The following is a 20821-nucleotide window of genomic DNA, read 5'->3' on the forward strand; positions in this document are numbered from 1 at the left end:
TGTCGGTTCTCGTTTGATCTGGCGAGGTGTCGGTCCTGTGAGCTGGGGTTCGCCAGTTGTGGTGAGACATTCACGGGTTGGCTTTCTCATTCGAAGTGGCAACTTTCGGGGAAGGGACTCGGCTGGGCTCGCCAGCTGGGTTGTCGGTAGTGGCCTCGCCATAGCTCGTCGCGCGTGGTGGCGAAGCGGTGCCGCAGGATGCGGACCCATTCGCGGAGGGGGTCCGCCCGCCCGTTGTTGGTGGTGAAGGCGTCAGGTTCGATCCCGAGTCGGCGGGCGGTGTGGCGGTAGAAGTTCTTCAGGTCGCGTTGCTCGACCATCGCGACGTGGCGACGCCAGTCGGGGTCGCCGGTGACTTCCATCAGCTGCACGATCTCGGGGAAGCGGACGGCACCGGGGAGTCGGTGATCGGCGCCGAGCGTGGCGGCCCGTGTGGTCCAGCGGGAGATCAGGGCGGGGTGGCGCTTCTCCTTCAACCAGCGGAAGGTCATTTGCCACGAGGTGGTGAGGGCCTTGCTGGTCGCGGTGTAGCCGATGCGGGCGGCGAGCTGGGCGTATTGGACCTGGGCTGCGACGATCTCCGGAGCGGACCGCAGGTCCAGGTGTGGGCCCTCGCCGATCCAGCGATGGTGGGCCAGACAAACGAAGCGGTTCAGGCTGCGGTACTCCCAGGCGACCGCGGTGGCCGGGCCGTGCTGAAGAGTGCAGACGCGGCAGGCCCGGAGTGGGTGCGGCTCGCCGCGGAAGAAGCGGATCACCGGCCGGTCCGTGGCCAGGGGCAGGTACTGAGGCGGGGCGTGCAGGGTGGGCAGGGCCCGGCGCAGGTGCTCGGCGGGGGTGCGGGAGAGCACGACCAGGCGGTCCAGCGCGGCGGTGTTCATGCGCGCGTCGCGGTCGAGGACGTGCTTGCCGGGGACGCAGTCCCCGATGGTCCGGAACAGGAGCGAGGCGGGGAAGTCGTTCGCGGCGGCGAGCCGGGCGACGAAGGACACCACGGTCTCGTTCTTCATGGGCCGGGCTCGCAGGGGCAGCGGGCGAACAGGCCGTTCCCATCGCTTCATCGGCGGCTCTCCTCGGCGGCGGTGTCGAGGACGACGGCTTCGAGGTGGCGTTTGGTGATCTTCTCGGTGCCGTCGGCGATGGCGTCGTTCGCGGCCTCGTAGATCAGCTGGTCAAGGCTGCCGATCATGCCGCCGGTCCGGCGGTGCAGGTAGGCGGCCTGCTTGCGGAGTGTGCCTGTGGTGTGGCGGTGCAGCCGCAGGGTGCTTTCCATGGTGGCCACGACCCGTTCCCAGTCCTCGCGCTGCTGCGTGGTGTCGTGGTCGAAGGCCCCGGTGTGCAGGGTGATGAAGCGTCCGGCGAGCTGGCGGCCCCGCAAGCCGGAGAACAGGCCGTTCTCGCTGACGTTCACCCCGGCGTAGACGAACGTCGCCTGGATCTGCTCGAAGAGGTATTTCAGCTGGTCGGAAGCGTCCTGGCCGTTGCGGGTGGTCAGATCCAGGTTATGGATCTCGTCCACGACGATCAGTCGGCAGCCGACCTTGTGCAGCACGGAGATCACATTGTGGGTGATCGCCTGCGGGCTCTCCCGGTAGGCGTAGGGCAGGCCGAGAAACGCGGCCAGCTCGACCACCAGATCGCGGGGCTTCACTGCGGGCGGGGTGACAATGTAGACAACCGGGACCTGTTCACCGCTGATATCGACGGGGGATCGGCGGTCGACGGCGAGTTGGTGCCGTTTGCCGAGCTGGGAGACCGAGGTGGTCTTGCCGGTGCCGGACGGCCCGGACACGATCAGGCCCTTTCGGCCGGTCTGCCGACGCCCGTTGCGGGCGATCAGCTTCATCCCCGTTGTGGTGATCCTGCGGATCGCCGGGGTGCTGACCAGCAGCAGTTCATCGTGGTAGCCGGTGCGGGCCTGGTCATAGACAGCCCGCTCGACGCGGTCGAGTCCCTGCCATGCCGCCTCGGGCAGCAACGCCGGCGGCTCGGGCAGGTTCTGAGACATGAACGTCCGCCAGCCGTCCAGGCTCGCCAGCGGCGGCATTCCCTCGCTCTCGTGGGTCACTGGTCCTCCCCCTCGGCGAAGGGGTCGAACAGGCCGAAGGGCACGACCTCACCAACGGCAGCCTCCTCGGAGGCACCTGTGGTCGCCTCGTCCTCGTCGTCCAGTTCCTCGATGACGGGCACCGATTGGAGTGCGGGTGGCAGTCTGCGGGGCATCGCGGTGGCGGCGCGGGCCTTGGCGGTGGCCCGTCGGTCGGGCCCCGGCCCGTCCTCGGCGCGCTTGAGGATGCCCGCCAGCACCACAGCCACCGAGGATTCGTTGGTGGCATCGACGCCCCTGGTCGCCGCGATCTTGCGGGCATAGCGCCAGGTGAAGTCGGCGAACGGCTGCCGGATCAGCGGCAGCTGGGTCCACTCGCAGGTGATCCACCCGCCCTTGTGGTGGTCACGGACCCAGACCCGGGTCAGGTCGTAGGGGTCGTAGTGGACTTCCCAGGCGTTGTCGTGGGCTCCGGAGCCACGGCGCCGGTAGGGCGCGAGCTGCGGGCTGTTGTAGGTGCGGTAGTCGATCTGGACGCCGTAGTCGTTGATGCGCCGCCGCAGAGCGGGCAGCATCTCCACGTAGTCCTCACCCGTGGGCGTGACCGGCACGTATCCGGCCGCCGCGACCATCGCCGCGTACGCCTCGTTCGGCGAGAGCGGCCGGCCCGGGGTGAGCGGGTGCCGCAGACCCTCGTGCGGGCGCGTCTGCCAACCGGCCACGATCCACTCGTCCAACAGATCCTGGAGGTCCGCGACCGGCCAGGCCGCCCGGCTCTCGACGTCGCTGCCGCGGCGGGTGGCATCCCGGCCGGTGTAGCCCGCCAGATGCTGGCAGAAGAGCGTGTTGACCGAGGAAAATGTCCGCTCCACCACGCCCTTCTCGGCGGGCGAGCGAGGGTGGCAGGGCTGCACCGAAATGCCGAGCGTGCGGCAGGCGCGCAAGAACGTCTCGGAGAGGTAGACGCGGCCCCGGTCGATCACGATCGTGTCCGGCACGATCACCGGCTTCGCGGCCGTCAGCTGAAGCCGGGTGTCGATGTCGACCAGGCGGGCGTGCGGAATCCGGGACGCGGACATCCGCAACGACTCGTCCCAGTCCGGCCGTACCGGCTCCGGGACGACGATGCGGGCCAGCATCAGCGCGGCGTCCACCGCCTTCGCCCCCGCCGGGTGGAGCACCGCCGCGCAGATCGTCCGTGTGGCGATGTCGACCGCGATCGTCAGCTCCGTGCGGCCCAGAACGCCGTCGTCCATGACGGCCATCACGTCCAGCGGGGTGGTGTCGATCTGCACCTGCTCACCCGGCCGGGCGGCCACCGTCGCGGAGAACACCCCGGACGGGCGGTTGGCCATCGACCGCCGGGTGAGCGCGGAACCGAAGGTGTGCCGGCCCGCCGAAAGCGCATCGACCAGCCGGTAGAACGTCGCCCGCGACGGCATCGTGACCTCTGGCCCGTGCTCCTCGGCCACGAACCGCTCGACCTGCCGCAGCATCCGGGCCTTGGTGCCCGTGGACGTGTCGGTCTGGGCCTCGATCGCCGCGACGGTGGCCGCGACCACGCGGGAATCCACGTTCCCGGTCGGCTTCGGCCGGGCCGCATACCGCCGGTCAACCAGACCCCACAGCCCTTCCTCCCGGTAACGTCGGCGCATCCGCTGAACCGTCCGCCGCTCCGCTCGCACCCCGGCCGCCCGCAGTTCGGCCGCCTTCGCGGTCTCCCGCTCGGCCAGCGACCGGGACGCCGGGTCGTACTCCGGTCGCGGGGCCGTCCCAGCAGGCGCATCCGGGGCAAGCCCGGTCTCAACCTCCACCAGGTGGCGTTCCCACCGGCACGCGGCCTCAGCGACCTCCTTCGGCAGTCCCTCCAACAGGCCCTGAGAGGTAAGCGGCGCCACCGGCACCGAGCCGATCACCTCGAAGTCCGGGGCAGCGAACAGATAGGACATCAGCACCGCGGACGGTTCCCCGGCGGCGGACAGCAGCCGCACCGTCGTCCCGGCGACGGCCACCACCGTGTGCTCCAGGCCACCGAAGACCACCCGGTCCCCGACGTGCAGCAACGGGCGGGCCCTCATCGCTCACCTTCCCCGGCAAGCCGCACCACGGTGCGATCTCCCAGCAACACCGACATGTCGCAGACCAGTTCCTGGCGCCACATCAGGTGGAAGAGCACCGGCAGGACGGCGATCGGGTCACCCGCGCTCTCGGCGCCCGCCATCAGCGGACCCGGAACAGCGAAGAACTCCCGGAGCCGTCCGGCAACTTCGGCGTTGAAACAGCGCGGATGCCGGTAGCCGGCCAGCCACCGCAGATTCAGGACCTCCACCGGGTCCAGCTCGCCCCACAGGGCGTACGCCCACCCGGCCTCCGCGCAGGCTCGTTCTGTCGCCGCGAACTTCTCCAGGTCCCGGGCGGGACGACGCTCCAGGGGACGGGAGTCCACCAGCAACACCGAACTGTCCGCGCGGCGAACGAAGTAGTCCGGCGCGTGCGACACCGACTTGCCCTCAGCGTTCTCCCAGAACAGCCACAACGGCTGTGAGGCCACCGCCGACACCTGCGGGTCGAAGTCCAGCGCCATCAGGTGATCGCGCTCAAGCCACGACTCGTAGCCGACATGAGTCCCTGCCGTAACCGACCAGTACAGGCCCGAATAGTTCCGCTGACCACGGAACGAGGGGAACTCGCGGACAGGGCGGCCGTCTTCGAACCGCACCTGCGCGGCCACGGCCAACGGCTCCCGACGCTCCACTCCGTCACCCCCCAAATAGCTCACCTCGAAGCCCCTGACCCTCGCCGGAGCGCCGCCCGTCACACTTCGCATTCGCTTGCTCACGCGTTCAGGCTTGCCAGTTCAGATGAGAACTCGCCACCCGTTTGCCAACTCTCGTGAGATTTCGCCACATCACATGCGAACCGACANACGAGGGGAACTCGCGGACAGGGCGGCCGTCTTCGAACCGCACCTGCGCGGCCACGGCCAACGGCTCCCGACGCTCCACTCCGTCACCCCCCAAATAGCTCACCTCGAAGCCCCTGACCCTCGCCGGAGCGCCGCCCGTCACACTTCGCATTCGCTTGCTCACGCGTTCAGGCTTGCCAGTTCAGATGAGAACTCGCCACCCGTTTGCCAACTCTCGTGAGATTTCGCCACATCACATGCGAACCGACATGCCATTTTGCTTCGAGCGCGAGTTCGGACTACCTTTTTGCACTGACTGGTCAGTTCAAATAGGGGAGGGTCTCTGTGGAGAGCCCGCACGGCGCGGCTGTCAGCGCCGAGGACTTCGGACTGGAAGGACCGCGCGGCCGGGTCTTCCGGAACGTGACGTTCAGTGCCGAGCCGGGGGAACTGGTGGCCATCGAGGGACCGTCGGGATCGGGCCGCACCTGTCTGCTGCTCGCTCTGACCGGCCGGATGCGCGCCACCGAGGGCCATGCGGAGACCGGCGGGCTGCGTCTGCCGAAGCAGGCCGCCGCCGTCCGCCGGATCGCCGCCCTGGGTCCGGTGCCGGGCGTCAGCGAGCTGGACCCCGCGTTCACCGTCGCCGAGCACCTGGGCGAACGCGCCCTCCTCCAGGGCCGTTACGGCTCGCCCCTGCGCGCCCTGCTGCGCCCGCGTGCCGAGCGCCGGGCCGCCGCCGAGGCCCGGGTGGACGAGGCCCTGGAGGCCGCGGGGCTCGACCCCGCCACGCTGCCGAAGTCGGGGCGCACCTCCGTACGCGACCTGGAGCGTCTGGAGGCGCTGCGGCTGTCCGTCGCGCTGGCGCTGATCGGCAAGCCGCGGCTGCTGGCCGTCGACGACACCGACCTCAAGCTGTCGGACGCCGAACGCGCTCAGGCCTGGGAGCTGCTGCGCTCCGTGGCCGACGCCGGGACGACGGTGCTCGCCGTGTGCAGCGAGTCCCCCGCGAACGCCCGGGTCGTACGCACCGCACCGGCCGCCGGGAGGACCGCCGCGGAAGAACCGGCCGCCGAGGAACCGGCCACCGGGAAGTCCGCGTCCGAGGAAGCCGCCGAAGACGCCACCCAGGAACCCACCACCGAAGAGGAGACGGCCGATGCGTTCGCCGAAACTGGCCGCGCTTGAGCTGAAGCGGTTCGGCCGGGGGAAGCTGCCCGCCGCCGCGCTCGTCGCCCTGCTGCTCCTGCCGCTGCTCTACGGCGCCCTGTACCTGTGCTCGTTCTGGGACCCGTACGGGAAGCTCGACAAGCTGCCCGTCGCCCTCGTCAACAACGACAAGGGGGCCACCAGCGACGGCAAGCGGATCACCGCCGGGGACGAGATCAGCGAGAAGCTGCTCGACTCCAAGGTCTTCGCCTGGCACGAGGTCAGCTCCGCCGAGGCCGAGAAGGGCGTCGAGGAGGGCACGTACTACCTCTCGCTGACGATGCCGTCGGACTTCAGCAAGAAGATCGCGTCCAGCGGCGGGGACTCCCCCGAGACCGGCGCGCTCCAGGTGCGGACGAACGACGCCAACAACTACATCGTCGGGCAGATCTCGAAGACGGTCTTCGGCGAGGTGCGCAACGCCGCCTCCACGAACGCCTCCCGGGGGTTCCTGGACCGCATCTTCATCAACTTCTCCGATCTGCACGACAAGACCGCCGAGGCGGCCAAGGGCGCCGACGACCTCAAGGGCGGTATCTCGAAGGCGAAGCAGGGCTCCAAGGACCTCGCGGACGGCCTCAAGGACTCCAAGGCGGGCAGCAAGAAGCTCTCCGACGGGATCGTGAAGCTGAACAAGGGCTCCAAGGACCTCGCGACGGGCTCCAGCCAGGTCGCCGGAGGCACCCAGCTCCTGGCCGACAAGGTCAACGGGATCGCCGGTGACCTGCGCCCGTTCTTCAAGGACAACGGGAAGTCCATCCAGGACACCGCCCGGCTGGTCGCCGACACCTCCGCGGCCGTACGGCACAACCTCGACGTACTGGTGAAGACCGCGCCCACCGCGGCGTCCCGCGCCCGGAAGGCCGCCGACGACCTGGCCGAGATCCACCGGACCCAGTGCGAGGAGGCCGAGGAGCCCGACGCCACGGTCTGCCCGCCGCTGGAGCGCGCCAAGGTCACCGCCGAGGACGCCGCGAAGATCGCCGCCGATGTGAACGCCCTGGTCGCCAACCAGAACGGCGATCTGAAGAAGCTGAGCGCCCAGCTGACCGCCTTCCAGAAGCAGGCCGAGGCCCTCGCCGAGCGCGCGCCGACGCTGGACGACGACCTGGCATCCGCCGTGGCCAAGGTCAACGAGCTCAACACCGGCGCCAAGAAGGTCGCCAAGGGCGCGCAGGCGCTGCACACGGGCCTCGGCACCGCGCAGACCGGCGCCGGCAGCCTGGACACCGGCGTCGGCAAGCTGAAGACCGGCGCGGAGAACCTGGACGGCGGGCTGTTCCGGCTCGGCGACGGCTCGGCCGAGCTGGCCCAGGGCCTCAACGACGGCGTGGCCAAGATCCCGGACTACGACAAGAAGGACCGCGACGCGCGGACCGACGTCATGGCCGACCCCGTGCAACTGGCCTCCCAGTCGCTGCACGAGGCCCCCAACTACGGCACCGGCTTCGCCCCGTACTTCATCCCGCTGTCCCTGTGGGTCGGCGCGATGGTGGCGTACATGCTGATCCAGCCGCTCAACCGGCGGGCGCTCGCCGCCGGGGCCTCCTCGTGGCGGATCGCGTTCGCCGGCTGGCTCCCGGTCGCCGCCATCGGCACGGCCCAGGTCGGCGCCCTGATGGCCGTCCTGCACTGGGGCCTCGGCCTCCAGATGGCCCACGCCGCCGGAACGATCGGCTTCCTGGCCCTGGTGACCTGCTGCTTCGCGGCGATCGTGCAGTGGCTGAACGCCTGCTTCGGCGCGGCGGGGCGGATCCTGGTGCTGGTGGTGCTGATGCTCCAGCTGACCTCGGCCGGGGGCACGTACCCCGTCCAGACGAGCCCCGGGTTCTTCGGCGCGATCCACCCGTACCTCCCCATGACGTACGTCGTCGAGGGGCTGCGCAGGCTGATCACGGGCGGTCCGCTCACCCCGGTCTGGCTGGGCTGCGCGGTGCTGGCGGCCTTCACCGTCGGCGCGCTCGCCCTGACCGCGTTCACCGCCCGCCGCAAGCAGGTGTGGAGCCTGAGCCGGCTGCACCCGGAGCTGAGCCTGTGAGCGCGCCCGCGGTGGCGTCCCCGGGTGGGCCCGGGCCTGGAAGAATCGGCCCCATGGAAAGCAGTGGCACCACGCGCCGCCAGGCCACCCGGCAGAAGCTCTACGAGGCGGCGGTGACGCTCATCGCCGAGAAGGGCTTCTCGGCGACCACCGTCGACGAGATCGCCGAGCGGGCCGGGGTCGCCAAGGGCACGGTCTATTACAACTTCAAGAGCAAGACCGAGCTGTTCGAGGAGCTGCTCCGGCACGGCGTGGGACTGCTCACCGCCTCGCTGCGGGCCGCCGCCGAGGAGTCCGAGGAGCGGGGCGGCACCCGGGTCGAGGCGCTGGACTCGATGATCCGGGCCGGGCTCGCCTTCATCGAGCGCTACCCGGCCTTCACCCAGCTGTACGTGGCCGAGCTCTGGCGCACCAACCGCGCCTGGCAGTCCACGCTGCTGGTGGTGCGTCAGGAGGCCGTGGCGGTCGTCGAGGGCGTGCTGCGCGACGCGGTGCGCAGCGGTGAGCTGAGCGAGGAGATCGACATCCCGCTGACGGCCGCCGCGCTGGTCGGGATGGTGCTGGTGGCGGCGCTGGACTGGCAGGCGTTCCAGCCGGAGCGGTCGATCGACGAGGTGCACTCGGCGCTGTCCCTGCTGCTGCACGGGCGGGTCAGCGGGCACTGAGGCCGCACGCCCGGGAAGGCACCGGGAGGCCACCGGGAAAGCCGAAGACGCCGGCCGATGAGGTTCGCATCCCCCGCGAACCTCATCGGACCGGCGTCTTCCGTGCTTGTCGGAAACCCGTTCCCCGTGACCCCGTATGTCCCCCGTGGTCCCCGGGCTCCGTCGCGCACCCCCGTTGCGTCGGGGGTACCGCGCCGTTCCGCCGCCCCGTGCCGGCGGTCCCGGCGCAGCGCCCCTTCCGTGGTCATCACTCTGCCGTCCGCGCAGGTGGGGGCCTATCCGCGCAGGTACTCATCTGTGCGCCTAGGTACGGATACTCAGGGCACCGCTGCGAACCCCACCCGGCCGCCGGGCGGGGTCGTTACGATCACCTGCGTGTCTGTCATCCCTCTCGTGTTCACCAGCGGCTGGGCGAGCGGGATCAACGCGTACGCGGTGGTCCTGCTGCTCGGCCTGTTCGGCGCGACCGGCGTCTCCGACGAGGTGCCCGCCGCGCTCCAGCGCACCGACGTCCTGATCGTGGCCGGTGTGCTCTTCCTCTGTGAGGTGGTGGCCGACAAGATCCCGTACGTGGACTCCGTCTGGGACACCGCCCACACGGTGATCCGCCCGGTGGCGGGCGCGGTGATCGCGGCCCTGCTCGCCGGGGAGAGCGGTTCGCTGCCGGAGCTGGCGGCCGGGGCGATCGGCGGGTCGACGGCGCTGATGAGCCATCTGGTGAAGGCCGGGACGAGGATGGCGGTCAACACCTCCCCGGAGCCCTTCAGCAACATCGGGATGAGCATCGTGGAGGACCTCGGCGTCGCCGGGGTCGTCACGTTCGCCATATTCAACCCGGTGGCGGCGGCCGTGATCGCCGGGGTGCTGCTGCTCCTCGGGATCGTGCTGGTGGTCTTCCTGACCTCCCGGATCCGCCGCTTCCTGCGCCGCCGGGCCCAGCGGCGCGAGGAGAAACGGCTGGCCGGGGCAAGTGGGCCCCTGCCTCCCGGCTGAACTGTCAGTGGTGGTCGATAAAGTCACCGGCATGGCACGAATTGCGGTGATCGGCGCCGGGACGGGCGCCATGGCGGCGGCCGCGCGGCTCGCCGTCGCGGGCGAGAAGGTGACGGTCTACGAGCGGTCCGCGAGCTACGGCGGCTCGGTCGGCCGCCATGAGCACGAGGGCTTCGTCTTCGACACCGGGCCCGGGCTGCTGCATCTGCCCGCCGTCCAGCGGGACCTCTTCGTGAAGACCGGCAAGGAGTCCCTGGAGCAGTGCGTGACGCTGACCCAGGTCGATCCGGCGAGCCGCCATCTCTTCGCGGACGGCACGGCGGTGTCCCTGCCGAACGCCTCCCGGGCCGGGGTGGCCGCCGCCCTGGACGCGGCGCTGGGCGCGGGTTCCGGGGAGCGCTGGAGCGACTTCATGGACCGGGCCCGGGACGCCTGGGACCGCTCCCGGCGGCCGCTGCTGGAGGAGCCGCTGCGCGCGGATCACCAGGTGCTGGGGCGCGATCCGTATCCGGCGGTGCGGCAGCGGCGGCTGCTGCGCCCGGCCCGGCAGGCGGCCACGGTCGCGGAGATCGGCGCGTGGGAGCTGGCGGACCCGCGGCTGGCCGCCCTGCTCGACGGATACGCGCTCGCCCACGGCCTCGACCCGCGCACCGCCCCCGCGAGCGCCGCGCTGTTGCCGTACATGGAGCAGACCTTCGGCAGCTGGTATGTGATGGGCGGGATGCGGGAGCTGGCCCGGGCGGTGTACGAGCGGTGCGTGGCCCGCCGGGTGGAGTTCGTGTTCGGGGCCGAGGTGGTCCGGGTCGTCGAGAAGGACGGCCGGGCGGCGGGCGTGGAGCTGGCGGGCGGCGAGGTCGCCGAGGCCGACCGGGTGGTGCTCGGGGTCCGGCCGCGCCCGGGCCTGGTGCCGGGTCAGCAGGTGGGGGGCGCGGGCGATGTGCCGGTCCGGGCGGGTTCGGGCGCGGGCGCGGCGGGCCGGTTCACGGTGCTGCTGTCGCTGCGCGGCGCCCGGGACGCGGACGCGGTGCACCGGACCGTCGTACACAGCGCACAGGGGGCGGCGGAGCAGGAAGCGGTGTTCGCGGGCCGGATCGCCGGGCATCCCACGGTGACGGTGCTGCGCCCCGACGATCCTGCGACCCGGCCGGACGCGGAGCACGAGGCGGTGACGCTCACCGCGACGGTGGCTCCGCAGGGTCCGGTGGACTGGCGGGACGCGGAGGTGCGGCGGCGGTTCGCCGACGTCCTGGTGGAGCGGGCGGGCGCGGCCGTGCCCGGGCTGCGGGAGCGGATCCTGCACACGGAGATCCGTACGCCGGCGGAGACCGAGGCGGAGACGGGGGCCGAGGGCGGGGCGGTGCCGCCGCCCGCGCTGGCCGGGGCGGGCGGCGCGTATCTGCACCCGGGCAATCTCACCCGGCTGCCTGGGCTGTATCTCGCGGGCGGCTGGGCGCATCCGGGCGGCGGGCTCCCGCACGCCGGGATGTCGGGGACGCTGGTGGCCGGGCTCGTGGTGGAGGGCGACGACTTCCGCGGCTCGCGCTGAGGAGCACGGCCGCCGGGGCCTCGCCCCGGCAGCCGTGCGCTCAGTAGCGGTACTGCTCGTTCTGGCCGGTGTCGTAGCCGTTGCCGTACGAGGGGGGTCCGGTGGGCTGCTCCGGTGGCATCGGGGGGTACTGCTCGGCGTCGCGCTGCTGCGGGACCCAGACGCCGCCGGGCGGGGTGTCCGTGGCGTACGCCCCCGAGGCGTACGGGTCCGCGCCGTAGCTCTGGGCGTAGGGGTCGGCGTAGCTCTGCTGCCCGCCCTGGCTGTCGTAGCCGTTGCCGTAGGTGTCGTAACCGCCGTAGGAGGGGGCTTGGTTGGTGGTGCCGATGTACGGGTCGGAGTAGGCCGCGTAGCTCTGCTCGCCGGTGCCGTAGTCGTACGTTCCGGCGTAGGGGTCCTGGGCCGGCTGCTGCCCGTAGCCGGTGTACGGGTCGTACGCGGCGTACTGCGGCTGGGCCGAGGGGTCCGCGTCGTGGCCCTGGTCCTGGTGGGTGTGTCCGTTCGTGTCGTAGCCGGTGTCCCCGTACACGCCGTACTGGCCGGTGTCGTCGGGGAGCGGCTCCGTCGCGTAGAGGGACGGTGCGGGCGGGGCGGCCGGGGGCGCGTCGTACCCGGCGGGGGCGTCCGGCTCCGAGACCTCCAGGTCCGAGACCTCCAGCGTGGGTTCCTTCGTCGCCGCGCCCTCACCGCCGCCCTTGCGCCGGCGGCTCTCCCCCGGGTTGCCGCCTATGGCCCAGCCGGTGGAGAAGCCGCGCCGGAAGGACAGCGTGACAAAGGTCTGGCCGGTGGCGAAGGCGAGCGTCCCGACGACGATGACCGGGACGGAGGCCAGCAGCACCCCGACCACCACACCGAGGAAGCCGGCGAAGGCGAGCAGCCGCCAGCGCAGTCGTGCCTTGTATTGCAGCAGCACCTCGCCGAGCAGCCACAGTGCCACCAGACCGAATGCGATGTAGAGGACCGTCCAGCCCACGCCCGCCCCCTCCTTCGGCCGTCACCGCTTCGGGGGCGGGTACGACCGGTCACGACTGCTTGTGCAGTCCGAGTTTCTCGTAGATTTCGAGCGTAGCCGTCGAGTTGTTGAGCGTGATGAAGTGCAGCCCGGGCACACCCTCGGACAGCAGCTTCGCGCAGAACTCCGTTGCGAACTCGATGCCAATGGAGCGTACAGCGGCGGGATCGTCCTTGGCGGCGAGGATGCGCTCTTTCAACGACGCGGGCACGGTCGCGTTGCTGAGCTGGGAGAACTTTTCCAATTGCTTCACGCTGGTGAGCGGCATGACCTCGGGGATCACCGGTGTTTCGCAACCCGCAGCGACGACGCGGTCACGCATACGGAGATAGTCCTCCGGGCGGAAGAACATCTGGGTGATCGCGTAATCCGCGCCCGCCCGGCACTTGTCGACGAAATGACCGATGTCCGTCTCCCAGTCGGTGGACCGGGGGTGCATTTCGGGAAATGCCGCGACGCCGACGCAGAAGTCGCCCGATTCCTTGATGAGGCGGACGAGGTCGGCGGCGTACTTCACGCCCTGCGGGTGCTCCACCCACGGGCCCATCGGGTCGCCCGGCGGGTCGCCGCGGACGGCGAGGATGTTCCTGATGCCCGCGTCGGCGTACTGGCCGACCATGTTGCGCAGTTCGGCGATCGAGTGGTTGACCGCGGTGAGGTGGGCGACGGGGGTCAGCGTGGAGTCCGCCGCGATCTCCTGGGTGGCCTTGACCGTCCCGGCGCGGGTGGAACCTCCGGCGCCGTACGTCACGGAGACGAAGCTCGGCCGGACCGCCTCCACCCGGCGCAGCGCGTTCCAGAGGTTGCGCTCACCCTTTTCCGTCTTGGGCGCCCAGAACTCGAAGGAGTACGACGTTTTACCGGTCGCCAGCAGGTCACGCACGGTACGCGCGTGATCCGTCCTGGTCGAAGGTGTTCCAAGGGCCATAAGGGGAGGTTAACCAGGGGGTGGACACTCACCCAACCAGAGCGGGAGACTTTGTCTGATTTTGCCGGACTGTTGTCCACCCCTCGGACATTCCTCGGACTTTCCCCGGCGAGAGGCCCTGGATGTCCGCTGTCCGTACGCCGGGAGTTCAGACCGTGTGTTCCCGGACGCGGCGGGCCAGTTCGGCGGTGGCGGCCGCCGGGTCGTCGGCCTCGGTGATGGCCCGGACGACGACGACGCGGCGGGCCCCGGCGTCCAGCACCTGGTCCAGATTGCCCGCGTCGATCCCGCCGATCGCGAACCAGGGGCGCCGGCTGCCGAGCGAGGCGGCGTAGCGCACGAGGCCGAGTCCCGGGGCGTGGCGGCCGGGCTTGGTGGGGGTGGGCCAGCAGGGGCCGGTGCAGAAGTAGTCGACGCCGTCCTGGGCGACGGCGGCGTCGACCTCGGCCTCGGCGTGGGTGGAGCGGCCGATCAGCCGGCCGTCGCCGATGATCGCGCGGGCGGCGGGGACGGGCAGGTCGCCCTGGCCGAGGTGGAGGACGTCGGCGCCGATGGCGTGGGCGACGTCGGCGCGGTCGTTCACGGCGAGGAGCTTGCCGTGCCGGCGGCAGGCGTCGGCGAAGACCGCGAGGTGTTCCAGCTCCTCGGCGGCCTCCATGCCCTTGTCCCGGAGCTGGACGATGTCGACGCCGGAGGTGAGCACGGCGTCCAGGAAGGCGGGGAGGTCGCCCTGCCGCTTGCGGGCGTCCGTGCACAGGTAGAGCCGGGCGTCGGACAGCTGCTCGCGAGGTGCGGACGGCGTGGACATCGTGGAACTCCCCCGTGGTCGTCACGGCGGAGTGGACTCCCCCGTGGTCGTGCCGGTGCACGGGCCGTGTCGGACGGCCCGTGCACCGCTTCCTGTCGTATGGGTCAGACGGCGAGCGCCTGGGCGCGGCGCTTCACCTCCGTCCCGCGATTCTCGCTCAGCGCCTGCGCGGGGGTGCCGGGCAGGGTCGGGTCGGGAGTGAAGAGCCACTCCAGCATCTCTTCCTCGGAGAAGCCGTCGTCCTTCAGGAGGGTCAGGGTGCCGGAGAGGCCCTTGACCACCTTGCTGCCGTCGATGAAGGCGGCGGGCACCTGGAGCGTCCGGTTCTCACCACGGCGTACGGCGATGAGCTGGCCCTCCTTGACCAGCTGGCGTACGCGCGTCACCTCGACATCGAGCATCTCGGCGATGTCGGGAAGGTGGAGCCAGGCAGGGACGAGAGCATCGGTCTTTGCGTCAATCTCGGTCACAGGGACAAGCCTGCCACCTGGGACTGACAGTCGGTAGCCGGGCCGACCGTACGGGGGGTGTCGGGGGCGGGTCAGAGGGCGGCGGACTTCAGCGGTACGGCGGGGTCGGCGGCCTTCTCCGGGGCGAGGACGGCCCCCGACTCGATGAGCCTGCGGCCCTGGGCCAGATCGCGCGGGCGGCCCACGGCGAGCACGGCGACGAGCGCGCCCTCGCGCAGCCAGCACACCGACCAGGCCGCGTCCGCCGGGTCGCCGCGCCACAGCAGGGTGTCGGCGTCGGCGTGGTGGCCGGCGTACTGCACGAAGCGGCCGAACTGCTCGGACCAGAAGTACGGGACGGGGTCGTAGACCGGGAGCGGTTCGCCGCTCTCCGCCGCCAGGATCGCGGCGGCCGCGGTGCGCGGGCCCTGGAGGGCGTTGTCCCAGTGGTGGACCAGCAGGCGGGTCCCGTAGCGGGCGGAGGGGAAGGAGGCGCAGTCGCCGACCGCGTACACATCGGGCAGCGAGGTGCGCAGGGCGCTGTCGGCGGTGACCGAGCCGTCCGGGCCGAGCGCGATCCCGGAGCCCGCCAGCCAGCCGGTGGCGGGGCGCGCGCCGATGCCGACGACCACGGCCCCGGCGGGCAGGGTCCGGCCGTCCGCGAGGATCACGGCCCCCTCCTCGACGCGCTCGACCCGGGCCCCGGTGAGGAGTTCGGCGCCGCTCTCCGCGTACCAGGCGGCCATCGGGGCGGCCACCTCGGAAGGCAGGGTGCCCGCGAGGGGGCGGGCCGCGGCCTCGACGACGGTGACGGCACAACCCGCGGCGCGGGCGGCGGTGGCGAACTCCGCACCGATCCAGCCCGCCCCGACGACGACCACGTCGTGCTGCCGGTCCAGGACGGGCCGCAGCCGGGCGGCGTCGTCGAGGGTGCGCAGCAGATGGACGCCGGGCACGCCCTCGGTGCCGGGGAGGGTGAGGGGCTCCGCGCCGGTCGCGAGGATGAGGGAGTCGTAGGGGACGGGGCCCTCGGCGGTGTCCAGCACATGGTCGGCGGCGCGCAGGGCGGTGACGTCCAGGCCGAGGCGCAGGGTGATGTCCAGTGCCTCGAAGTCGACGTCGAAGGCGGAGTCCTCGGCCTTGCCCAGCAGCACGGCCTTGGACAGCGGCGGGCGGTCGTAGGGCTGGTGGGGCTCGGCGCCGATCAGGGTGACGGGACCGGTGAAACCCGCCTCGCGCAGGGCGACGGCGCTCTGCACGCCCGCCATGCCCGCGCCGACGACCACGACGTTCCGGGCGGGACTCTTCTCCGTCTGCTGCTCGCTCACCCGCCCACCTTAATCATCTGATGAAACGTCAGGAAGACGGCCGCCAGGACACTGTCCGTCAACCGGCCGCCAGGAGACCGTCAGGAGGCCACTTCCTCCACCACGCTCGTCCCGCTGCCCTCCTGGGACTCCCACCGCCACCGCTCCTCCAACCGCACGCGGCCGTCCGGGAGATCGACGACGGTGGAGCGGCAGTGTCCGGAAGAGGTCGTTCCGTCCTGCTTGAGCTGGACGTAGCGGAAGTCCAGCGCGTCCCCGTCCCGGGTGCCGACGAGATGGCCGCGGACCACGTCACCGCCCGTGTACTCGGCCCAGATCCGGCCGTTCTCCTCGTGGTACGTGAAGCGGGTACGGGTGCCGACCTGGCCCGGGGCCTGGTCGGCGACGGGCGCGAGGACGAGTCCGTCGAGCGAACGGGCCATGGTGGCTGCTCCCCTACTGGGCGAAAGGCGGGTGGGTTTAGGGTGGCCAACGTAGAACACTCGCGGGAGCCCGGACGCACCGGGCTGAGAGGGAGGCTGGACGGCCTCCGACCGTACGAACCTGATCCGGGTCATGCCGGCGAAGGGAGGGGTTGGACACCCATGTGCGCCTCGGGGAACACCTCAGGAGCCGCAAGGAGGACCGCCGGATCCGACGTCCTCGTCATCGGGGGCGGCATCATCGGCCTGGTCACCGCGTGGCGGGCCGCGCAGCGCGGGCTGACCGTCACCGTGGCCGATCCCGCACCGGGCGGCGGAGCCGCACAGGTCGCGGCGGGCATGCTGGCCGCCGTCACCGAACTGCACTACGGCGAGCAGATGCTGCTCGGGCTCAACCTCGCCTCCGCCGCCCGTTATCCGGCGTTCGTCGAGGAGCTGGAGGAGGCGAGCGGCCGGGACACCGGCTTCCGGACCTGCGGGACGCTCGCCGTCGCACTGGACTCCGACGACCGGGCGCATCTGCGTGAACTGCACGCCCTCCAGGAGCGTTCGGGCCTGGAGTCGGTCTGGCTGAGCGGCCGTGAGTGCCGGCGGCTGGAACCGATGCTGGCCCCGGGTGTCCGGGGCGGCCTGCGGGTCGACGGCGACCACCAGGTGGATCCGCGCCGCCTCGCCTCGGCGCTGCTGACCGCGTGCGAGCGGGCCGGGGTCGCGTTCCGCCGGACGACCGCCGAGCGGCTCACCGTCGACGGGGGCCGGGCGGCCGGGGCGCTGCTCGGCGACGGCACGGAGTTCGCGGCCGATCAGGTCGTGCTCGCCGCGGGCAGCCTCAGCGGCCGGCTCGCGGGGCTCCCGCCGGAGCTCGTGCCGCCGGTCCGCCCGGTCAAGGGCCAGGTCCTCCGGCTCACCGTGCCCCCGGCGTACGCCCCCTTCCTCAGCCGCACCGTGCGTGCCGTGGTCCGGGGCGGCCACCTCTACCTCGTACCGCGCGAGAACGGCGAGCTGGTCGTCGGCGCGACCAGCGAGGAGATGGGCTGGGACACCACGGTCACCGCCGGCGGGGTGTACGAGCTGCTGCGCGACGCCCACGAGCTGGTGCCGGGCATCACCGAGCTGCCGCTGACCGAGACCCGGGCGGGGCTGCGTCCCGCGTCGCCCGACAACGCCCCGCTGCTCGGCCCGACCGCCCTGCCCGGTCTCCTCCTCGCCACCGGTCACCACCGCAACGGCGTTCTGCTGACGCCCGTCACCGGGGACGCGCTGGCCGAGGCCCTGACCTCCGGCGAGCTGCCCGAGGCGGCCCGCCCGTTCGCGCCGGGCCGGTTCACGTCCGCCGTCGCCACCCCCGTACTCCAGGAGCAGTCCGTATGAGCCCACAGGTATCCGTCTCGGTCAACGGGGAGCCGCGCACGCTCGACGCGGGCACCGCGCTGGACCGGCTCGTCGCCACCCTGACCGCCGCGCCCTCCGGGGTCGCCGCCGCCGTCAACGAGAGCGTCGTCCCGCGCGGCCAGTGGGCCGCCACGACGCTCGGCGAGGGCGACCGCATCGAGGTCCTGACGGCCGTACAGGGAGGCTGACCATGTCGGACGACGTCTTCACGCTGGGCCCCGCCACGTTCGGATCCCGGCTGATCATGGGCACCGGCGGGGCGCCGAGCCTGGAGGTGCTGGAGCGGTCGCTGATCGCGTCGGGCACCGAGCTGACCACGGTCGCGATGCGCCGGCTCGACCCGACCGTGCAGGGTTCGGTGCTCTCGGTGCTGGAGCGGCTCTCCATCCAGGTCCTGCCGAACACCGCGGGCTGCTTCACCGCGGGCGAGGCCGTGCTGACCGCCCGGCTGGCCCGGGAGGCGCTGGGCACGGACTGGGTGAAGCTGGAGGTGGTGGCCGACGAGCGGACCCTGCTGCCGGACCCGATCGAGCTGCTGGACGCGGCGGAGATCCTGGTCGACGACGGGTTCGTGGTGCTGCCGTACACCAACGACGACCCGGTGCTCGCCCGGAAGCTGGAGGACGTGGGGTGCGCGGCGATCATGCCGCTCGGCTCCCCCATCGGCTCCGGGCTCGGCATCCGCAACCCGCACAACTTCGAGCTGATCGTGGAGCGGGCGGGGGTGCCGGTGATCCTCGACGCGGGGGCCGGGACGGCCTCGGACGCGGCGCAGGCGATGGAGCTGGGGTGCGCCGCCGTGATGCTCGCCTCGGCGGTGACGCGGGCCCAGGAGCCGGAGCTGATGGCGGGGGCGATGCGTCATGCGGTGGAGGGCGGGCGGCTCGCGTACCGGGCGGGCCGGATTCCGCGCCGGCACTTCGCGGAGGCTTCGTCGCCGGTGGGTGGGCGGGCGGTGCTGGATCCGGAGCGGCCGGCGTTCTGAGCCGCCGTACGTGATCGGGGGCGCTGCCCCCGGGCCCCCGCTCCTCAATCGCCGGAGGGGCTGAAAACCTCCTTGTCACAGGTCGGTAAGGGAACGGCCCCGGGAATGCCCCGGCCCGTCCGGGGTGTCGGTGGCGGCTCGTAGACTCTCGGGGTGGACACGACCCTCCAGGACCCGCTCGTCGGGCAGCTGCTCGACGGCCGCTATCGGATTGAGGCGCGCATCGCCGTCGGCGGGATGGCCACGGTCTACCGGGCCGTGGACACCCGCCTGGACCGGGTGCTCGCCCTCAAGGTGATGCACCCCGCGCTCGCCACCGACGTCTCGTTCGTCGAGCGCTTCATCCGGGAGGCCAAGTCGGTGGCCCGCCTGGCGCACCCCAACGTCGTCGCGGTCTTCGACCAGGGCGCCGAGGGCGCGTACGTCTATCTCGCGATGGAGTATGTGGCGGGCTGCACCCTGCGTGACGTGCTGCGCGAGCGCGGGGCCCTCCAGCCCCGGGCCGCGCTGGACATCCTGGAGCCGGTCCTCGCCGCGCTCGGCGCCGCGCACCGGGCCGGGTTCGTGCACCGCGACATGAAGCCGGAGAACGTCCTGATAGGGGACGACGGCCGGGTGAAGGTCGCCGACTTCGGCCTGGTCAGGGCGGTCGGCACGGCCACCGACACCACCGGCTCGCTGCTGGGCACGGTGTCGTATCTGGCCCCCGAGCAGATCGAGCACGGCACCGCCGACACCCGCAGCGATGTGTACGCCTGCGGGGTCGTGCTGTACGAGATGCTCACCGGCGCCAAGCCGCACACCGGCGAGAACGCCGCCCAGGTCATCTACCAGCACCTCAACGCCGACGTCCCGGCCCCGTCCGCCGTGGTGCCGGGGCTGCCGGTCGCGCTGGACTCCCTGGTGGCGAGCGCGACCGCCCGCAACCCCGAGGTGCGCCCGCACGACGCGGTGCTGCTGCTGGCCGAGACCCGTGAGGCCCGCGCCGGGCTGACCGACGCCGAGCTGGACGCCGTACCGCCGCAGGCGCTGTCGGACTCCCACGACGGCGCGGACGACCGTACGAGCGTGATCCCCCGGGCCCTTCCGGAGGACGGCGACGGGGCCGGGGTGAACCGCACCAGCCGCCTGGCGATGCCGCCGACGGGACCCGACACCGCGCCCCGGCGCCCGGCCGGCCGACGCGGCCCGTTCGGCGGACCGCACCGCAGGCTGATCATCGTGCTCACCGCCGTCCTGCTGACCCTGGGGATCGGCACGGGCGTCTGGTACATCAACTCCGGCCAGTTCACCCAGGTCCCCTCGCTGCTCGGGCAGACCCAGCAGACCGCCGAGAAGCGGCTCGCGGACGCCGGGCTCGGGCTGAAGGGCGTGGACCGGGTCTTCAGCGACACGGTCGAGCGGGGCGAGGTCGTCAGCAGCAAGCCCGCCTCCGGCGACCGGATCCGGGGCAACGGCTCGGTGCAGCTCGTCGTCTCGCGGGGCCCGGAGATCGTGCGGGTGCCCGATGTGGCGGGCTCCTCCCTCGCGGACGCCCGGCGCTCCCTGAAGAAGGTGGGCCTGGTCCCGGGCATGGTGACCAGGGAGTTCAGCGAGGACGTGGCCCGGGGCGAGGTGATCCGCACGGATCCCCGCGCCGGCGCCGACCGCAATCCGGACACGGCCGTGGCGCTCGTCGTCAGCAAGGGCGCCCCGATCGACGTCCCGGACGTCACCGGGCTCTCCGCCGAGGACGCCACCGCCGAGCTGGCGGCCGAGGGGCTGAAGGCCGAGGTGCTGCCCGGCCGGATCCACTCCCCCGAGGCCGAGGGCGATGTGGCCGAGCAGTCCCCCGGCGGGGGCACCGAGGCCGCCGAGGGCGACACGGTCCAGCTGACCGTCTCCAAGGGCCCCCGCATGCTGGACGTCCCCGACGTCACCGGCCGGGACGTCGACGAGGCGCGGAGCACCCTGGAGGAGGCGGGCTTCGAGGTGAAGGTCGACCGGCCGTTCCTCTCCTTCAGCGACAAGATCGCGAGCCAGTCCGTGGACGGCGGCGAACAGGCCCCCGAGGGCTCCACGATCACCATCAGGACCAGGGGGTTGTAGAACAGC

At 71.9% G+C, this 20821-nt stretch carries 19 protein-coding genes and 1 riboswitch; of the genes, 9 read left to right on the forward strand and 10 right to left on the reverse strand.

What is annotated here, in order from left to right; translation table 11 throughout:
• Nucleotides 1–86 precede the first annotated feature (86 nt).
• Genes A3Q37_RS28715 through A3Q37_RS28730 form a run of 4 tightly spaced genes read right to left on the reverse strand, consistent with a single transcriptional unit; the run spans nucleotide 87 to nucleotide 4778 of the window.
• Nucleotides 87–1061, reverse strand: coding sequence for a TniQ family protein (locus A3Q37_RS28715; RefSeq protein WP_107471604.1), 975 nt, complete (start codon nucleotides 1059–1061; stop codon nucleotides 87–89).
• Nucleotides 1058–2068, reverse strand: coding sequence for a TniB family NTP-binding protein (locus A3Q37_RS28720; protein WP_079138028.1), 1011 nt, complete (start codon nucleotides 2066–2068; stop codon nucleotides 1058–1060). The genes A3Q37_RS28715 and A3Q37_RS28720 overlap by 4 nt, the downstream gene beginning before the upstream one ends.
• Nucleotides 2065–4125, reverse strand: a complete 2061-nt coding sequence (locus A3Q37_RS28725; RefSeq protein ID WP_065488818.1) for a Mu transposase C-terminal domain-containing protein — start codon at nucleotides 4123–4125, stop codon at nucleotides 2065–2067. Before A3Q37_RS28725 ends, A3Q37_RS28720 begins: the two co-directional genes overlap by 4 nt.
• Nucleotides 4122–4778, reverse strand: a complete 657-nt coding sequence (locus A3Q37_RS28730) for a TnsA-like heteromeric transposase endonuclease subunit (RefSeq protein ID WP_369691474.1) — start codon at nucleotides 4776–4778, stop codon at nucleotides 4122–4124. The genes A3Q37_RS28725 and A3Q37_RS28730 overlap by 4 nt, the downstream gene beginning before the upstream one ends.
• Nucleotides 4779–5297: 519 nt before the next feature.
• Between A3Q37_RS28730 and A3Q37_RS28735 the strand changes: the two genes are divergently transcribed.
• The 5 genes from A3Q37_RS28735 (at nucleotide 5298) to A3Q37_RS28755 (ending at nucleotide 11403) form a co-directional block, all read left to right on the forward strand.
• Entirely contained in the window at nucleotides 5298–6140 is an 843-nt protein-coding gene (locus tag A3Q37_RS28735) for an ATP-binding cassette domain-containing protein (RefSeq protein WP_065488822.1), read from the forward strand.
• The gene (locus A3Q37_RS28740) at nucleotides 6112–8199 is read left to right on the forward strand and encodes a YhgE/Pip domain-containing protein (protein WP_065488823.1); all 2088 of its coding nucleotides are present in this window, start codon (nucleotides 6112–6114) and stop codon (nucleotides 8197–8199) included. The genes A3Q37_RS28735 and A3Q37_RS28740 overlap by 29 nt, the downstream gene beginning before the upstream one ends.
• A 53-nt stretch (nucleotides 8200–8252) precedes the next feature.
• Nucleotides 8253–8864 carry a TetR/AcrR family transcriptional regulator gene (locus A3Q37_RS28745; protein WP_065488824.1) on the forward strand — a complete coding sequence of 204 codons (612 nt, stop codon included), beginning with the start codon at nucleotides 8253–8255 and terminating at the stop codon, nucleotides 8862–8864.
• Nucleotides 8865–9239: 375 nt separating this feature from the next.
• Complete coding sequence (locus tag A3Q37_RS28750) at nucleotides 9240–9857, forward strand: DUF4126 domain-containing protein (protein ID WP_065488825.1); 618 nt, start codon at nucleotides 9240–9242, stop codon at nucleotides 9855–9857.
• A gap of 31 nt (nucleotides 9858–9888) precedes the next feature.
• Nucleotides 9889–11403, forward strand: coding sequence for an NAD(P)/FAD-dependent oxidoreductase (locus A3Q37_RS28755; RefSeq protein WP_176711530.1), 1515 nt, complete (start codon nucleotides 9889–9891; stop codon nucleotides 11401–11403).
• A 40-nt stretch (nucleotides 11404–11443) separates the two neighbouring features.
• On the opposite strand, the gene A3Q37_RS28760 is transcribed toward A3Q37_RS28755, so the two are convergent.
• The 6 genes from A3Q37_RS28760 to A3Q37_RS28785 form a co-directional block, all read right to left on the reverse strand.
• Nucleotides 11444–12376, reverse strand: a complete 933-nt coding sequence (locus A3Q37_RS28760; RefSeq protein ID WP_065488831.1) for a US12 family protein — start codon at nucleotides 12374–12376, stop codon at nucleotides 11444–11446.
• 49 nt (nucleotides 12377–12425) lie between these two features.
• Complete coding sequence (gene metF / locus A3Q37_RS28765) at nucleotides 12426–13343, reverse strand: methylenetetrahydrofolate reductase [NAD(P)H] (RefSeq protein ID WP_065488833.1); 918 nt, start codon at nucleotides 13341–13343, stop codon at nucleotides 12426–12428.
• A 148-nt stretch (nucleotides 13344–13491) separates the two neighbouring features.
• A complete protein-coding gene (gene thiE / locus A3Q37_RS28770) occupies nucleotides 13492–14151 on the reverse strand; it encodes a thiamine phosphate synthase (RefSeq protein ID WP_065488834.1) in 660 nt (219 codons plus the stop codon).
• Between the two features lie 104 nt (nucleotides 14152–14255).
• Nucleotides 14256–14621 carry an Rv2175c family DNA-binding protein gene (locus A3Q37_RS28775; RefSeq protein WP_065488835.1) on the reverse strand — a complete coding sequence of 122 codons (366 nt, stop codon included), beginning with the start codon at nucleotides 14619–14621 and terminating at the stop codon, nucleotides 14256–14258.
• A gap of 71 nt (nucleotides 14622–14692) precedes the next feature.
• Entirely contained in the window at nucleotides 14693–15868 is a 1176-nt protein-coding gene (locus tag A3Q37_RS28780; RefSeq protein WP_255311976.1) for an NAD(P)/FAD-dependent oxidoreductase, read from the reverse strand.
• A gap of 140 nt (nucleotides 15869–16008) precedes the next feature.
• Nucleotides 16009–16350, reverse strand: coding sequence for a hypothetical protein (locus A3Q37_RS28785; RefSeq protein WP_065488838.1), 342 nt, complete (start codon nucleotides 16348–16350; stop codon nucleotides 16009–16011).
• 52 nt (nucleotides 16351–16402) lie between these two features.
• Nucleotides 16403–16516: riboswitch (TPP riboswitch) on the forward strand.
• Here A3Q37_RS28785 and thiO point away from each other — a divergent pair.
• The 4 genes from thiO (at nucleotide 16513) to pknB (ending at nucleotide 20815) form a co-directional block, all read left to right on the forward strand.
• Entirely contained in the window at nucleotides 16513–17721 is a 1209-nt protein-coding gene (gene thiO, locus A3Q37_RS28790; RefSeq protein ID WP_065488840.1) for a glycine oxidase ThiO, read from the forward strand. Its footprint overlaps the riboswitch before it by 4 nt.
• Complete coding sequence (gene thiS / locus A3Q37_RS28795) at nucleotides 17718–17930, forward strand: sulfur carrier protein ThiS (RefSeq protein ID WP_065488842.1); 213 nt, start codon at nucleotides 17718–17720, stop codon at nucleotides 17928–17930. The genes thiO and thiS overlap by 4 nt, the downstream gene beginning before the upstream one ends.
• Nucleotides 17931–17932: 2 nt before the next feature.
• Entirely contained in the window at nucleotides 17933–18727 is a 795-nt protein-coding gene (locus A3Q37_RS28800) for a thiazole synthase (protein ID WP_065488844.1), read from the forward strand.
• A gap of 153 nt (nucleotides 18728–18880) precedes the next feature.
• A complete protein-coding gene (gene pknB, locus A3Q37_RS28805) occupies nucleotides 18881–20815 on the forward strand; it encodes a Stk1 family PASTA domain-containing Ser/Thr kinase (protein ID WP_065488846.1) in 1935 nt (644 codons plus the stop codon).
• The last annotated feature ends 6 nt before the right edge of the window (nucleotides 20816–20821 follow it).

The sequence above is a fragment of the Streptomyces sp. PTY087I2 genome (genome assembly GCF_001687325.1).
GTDB lineage: Bacteria > Actinomycetota > Actinomycetes > Streptomycetales > Streptomycetaceae > Streptomyces.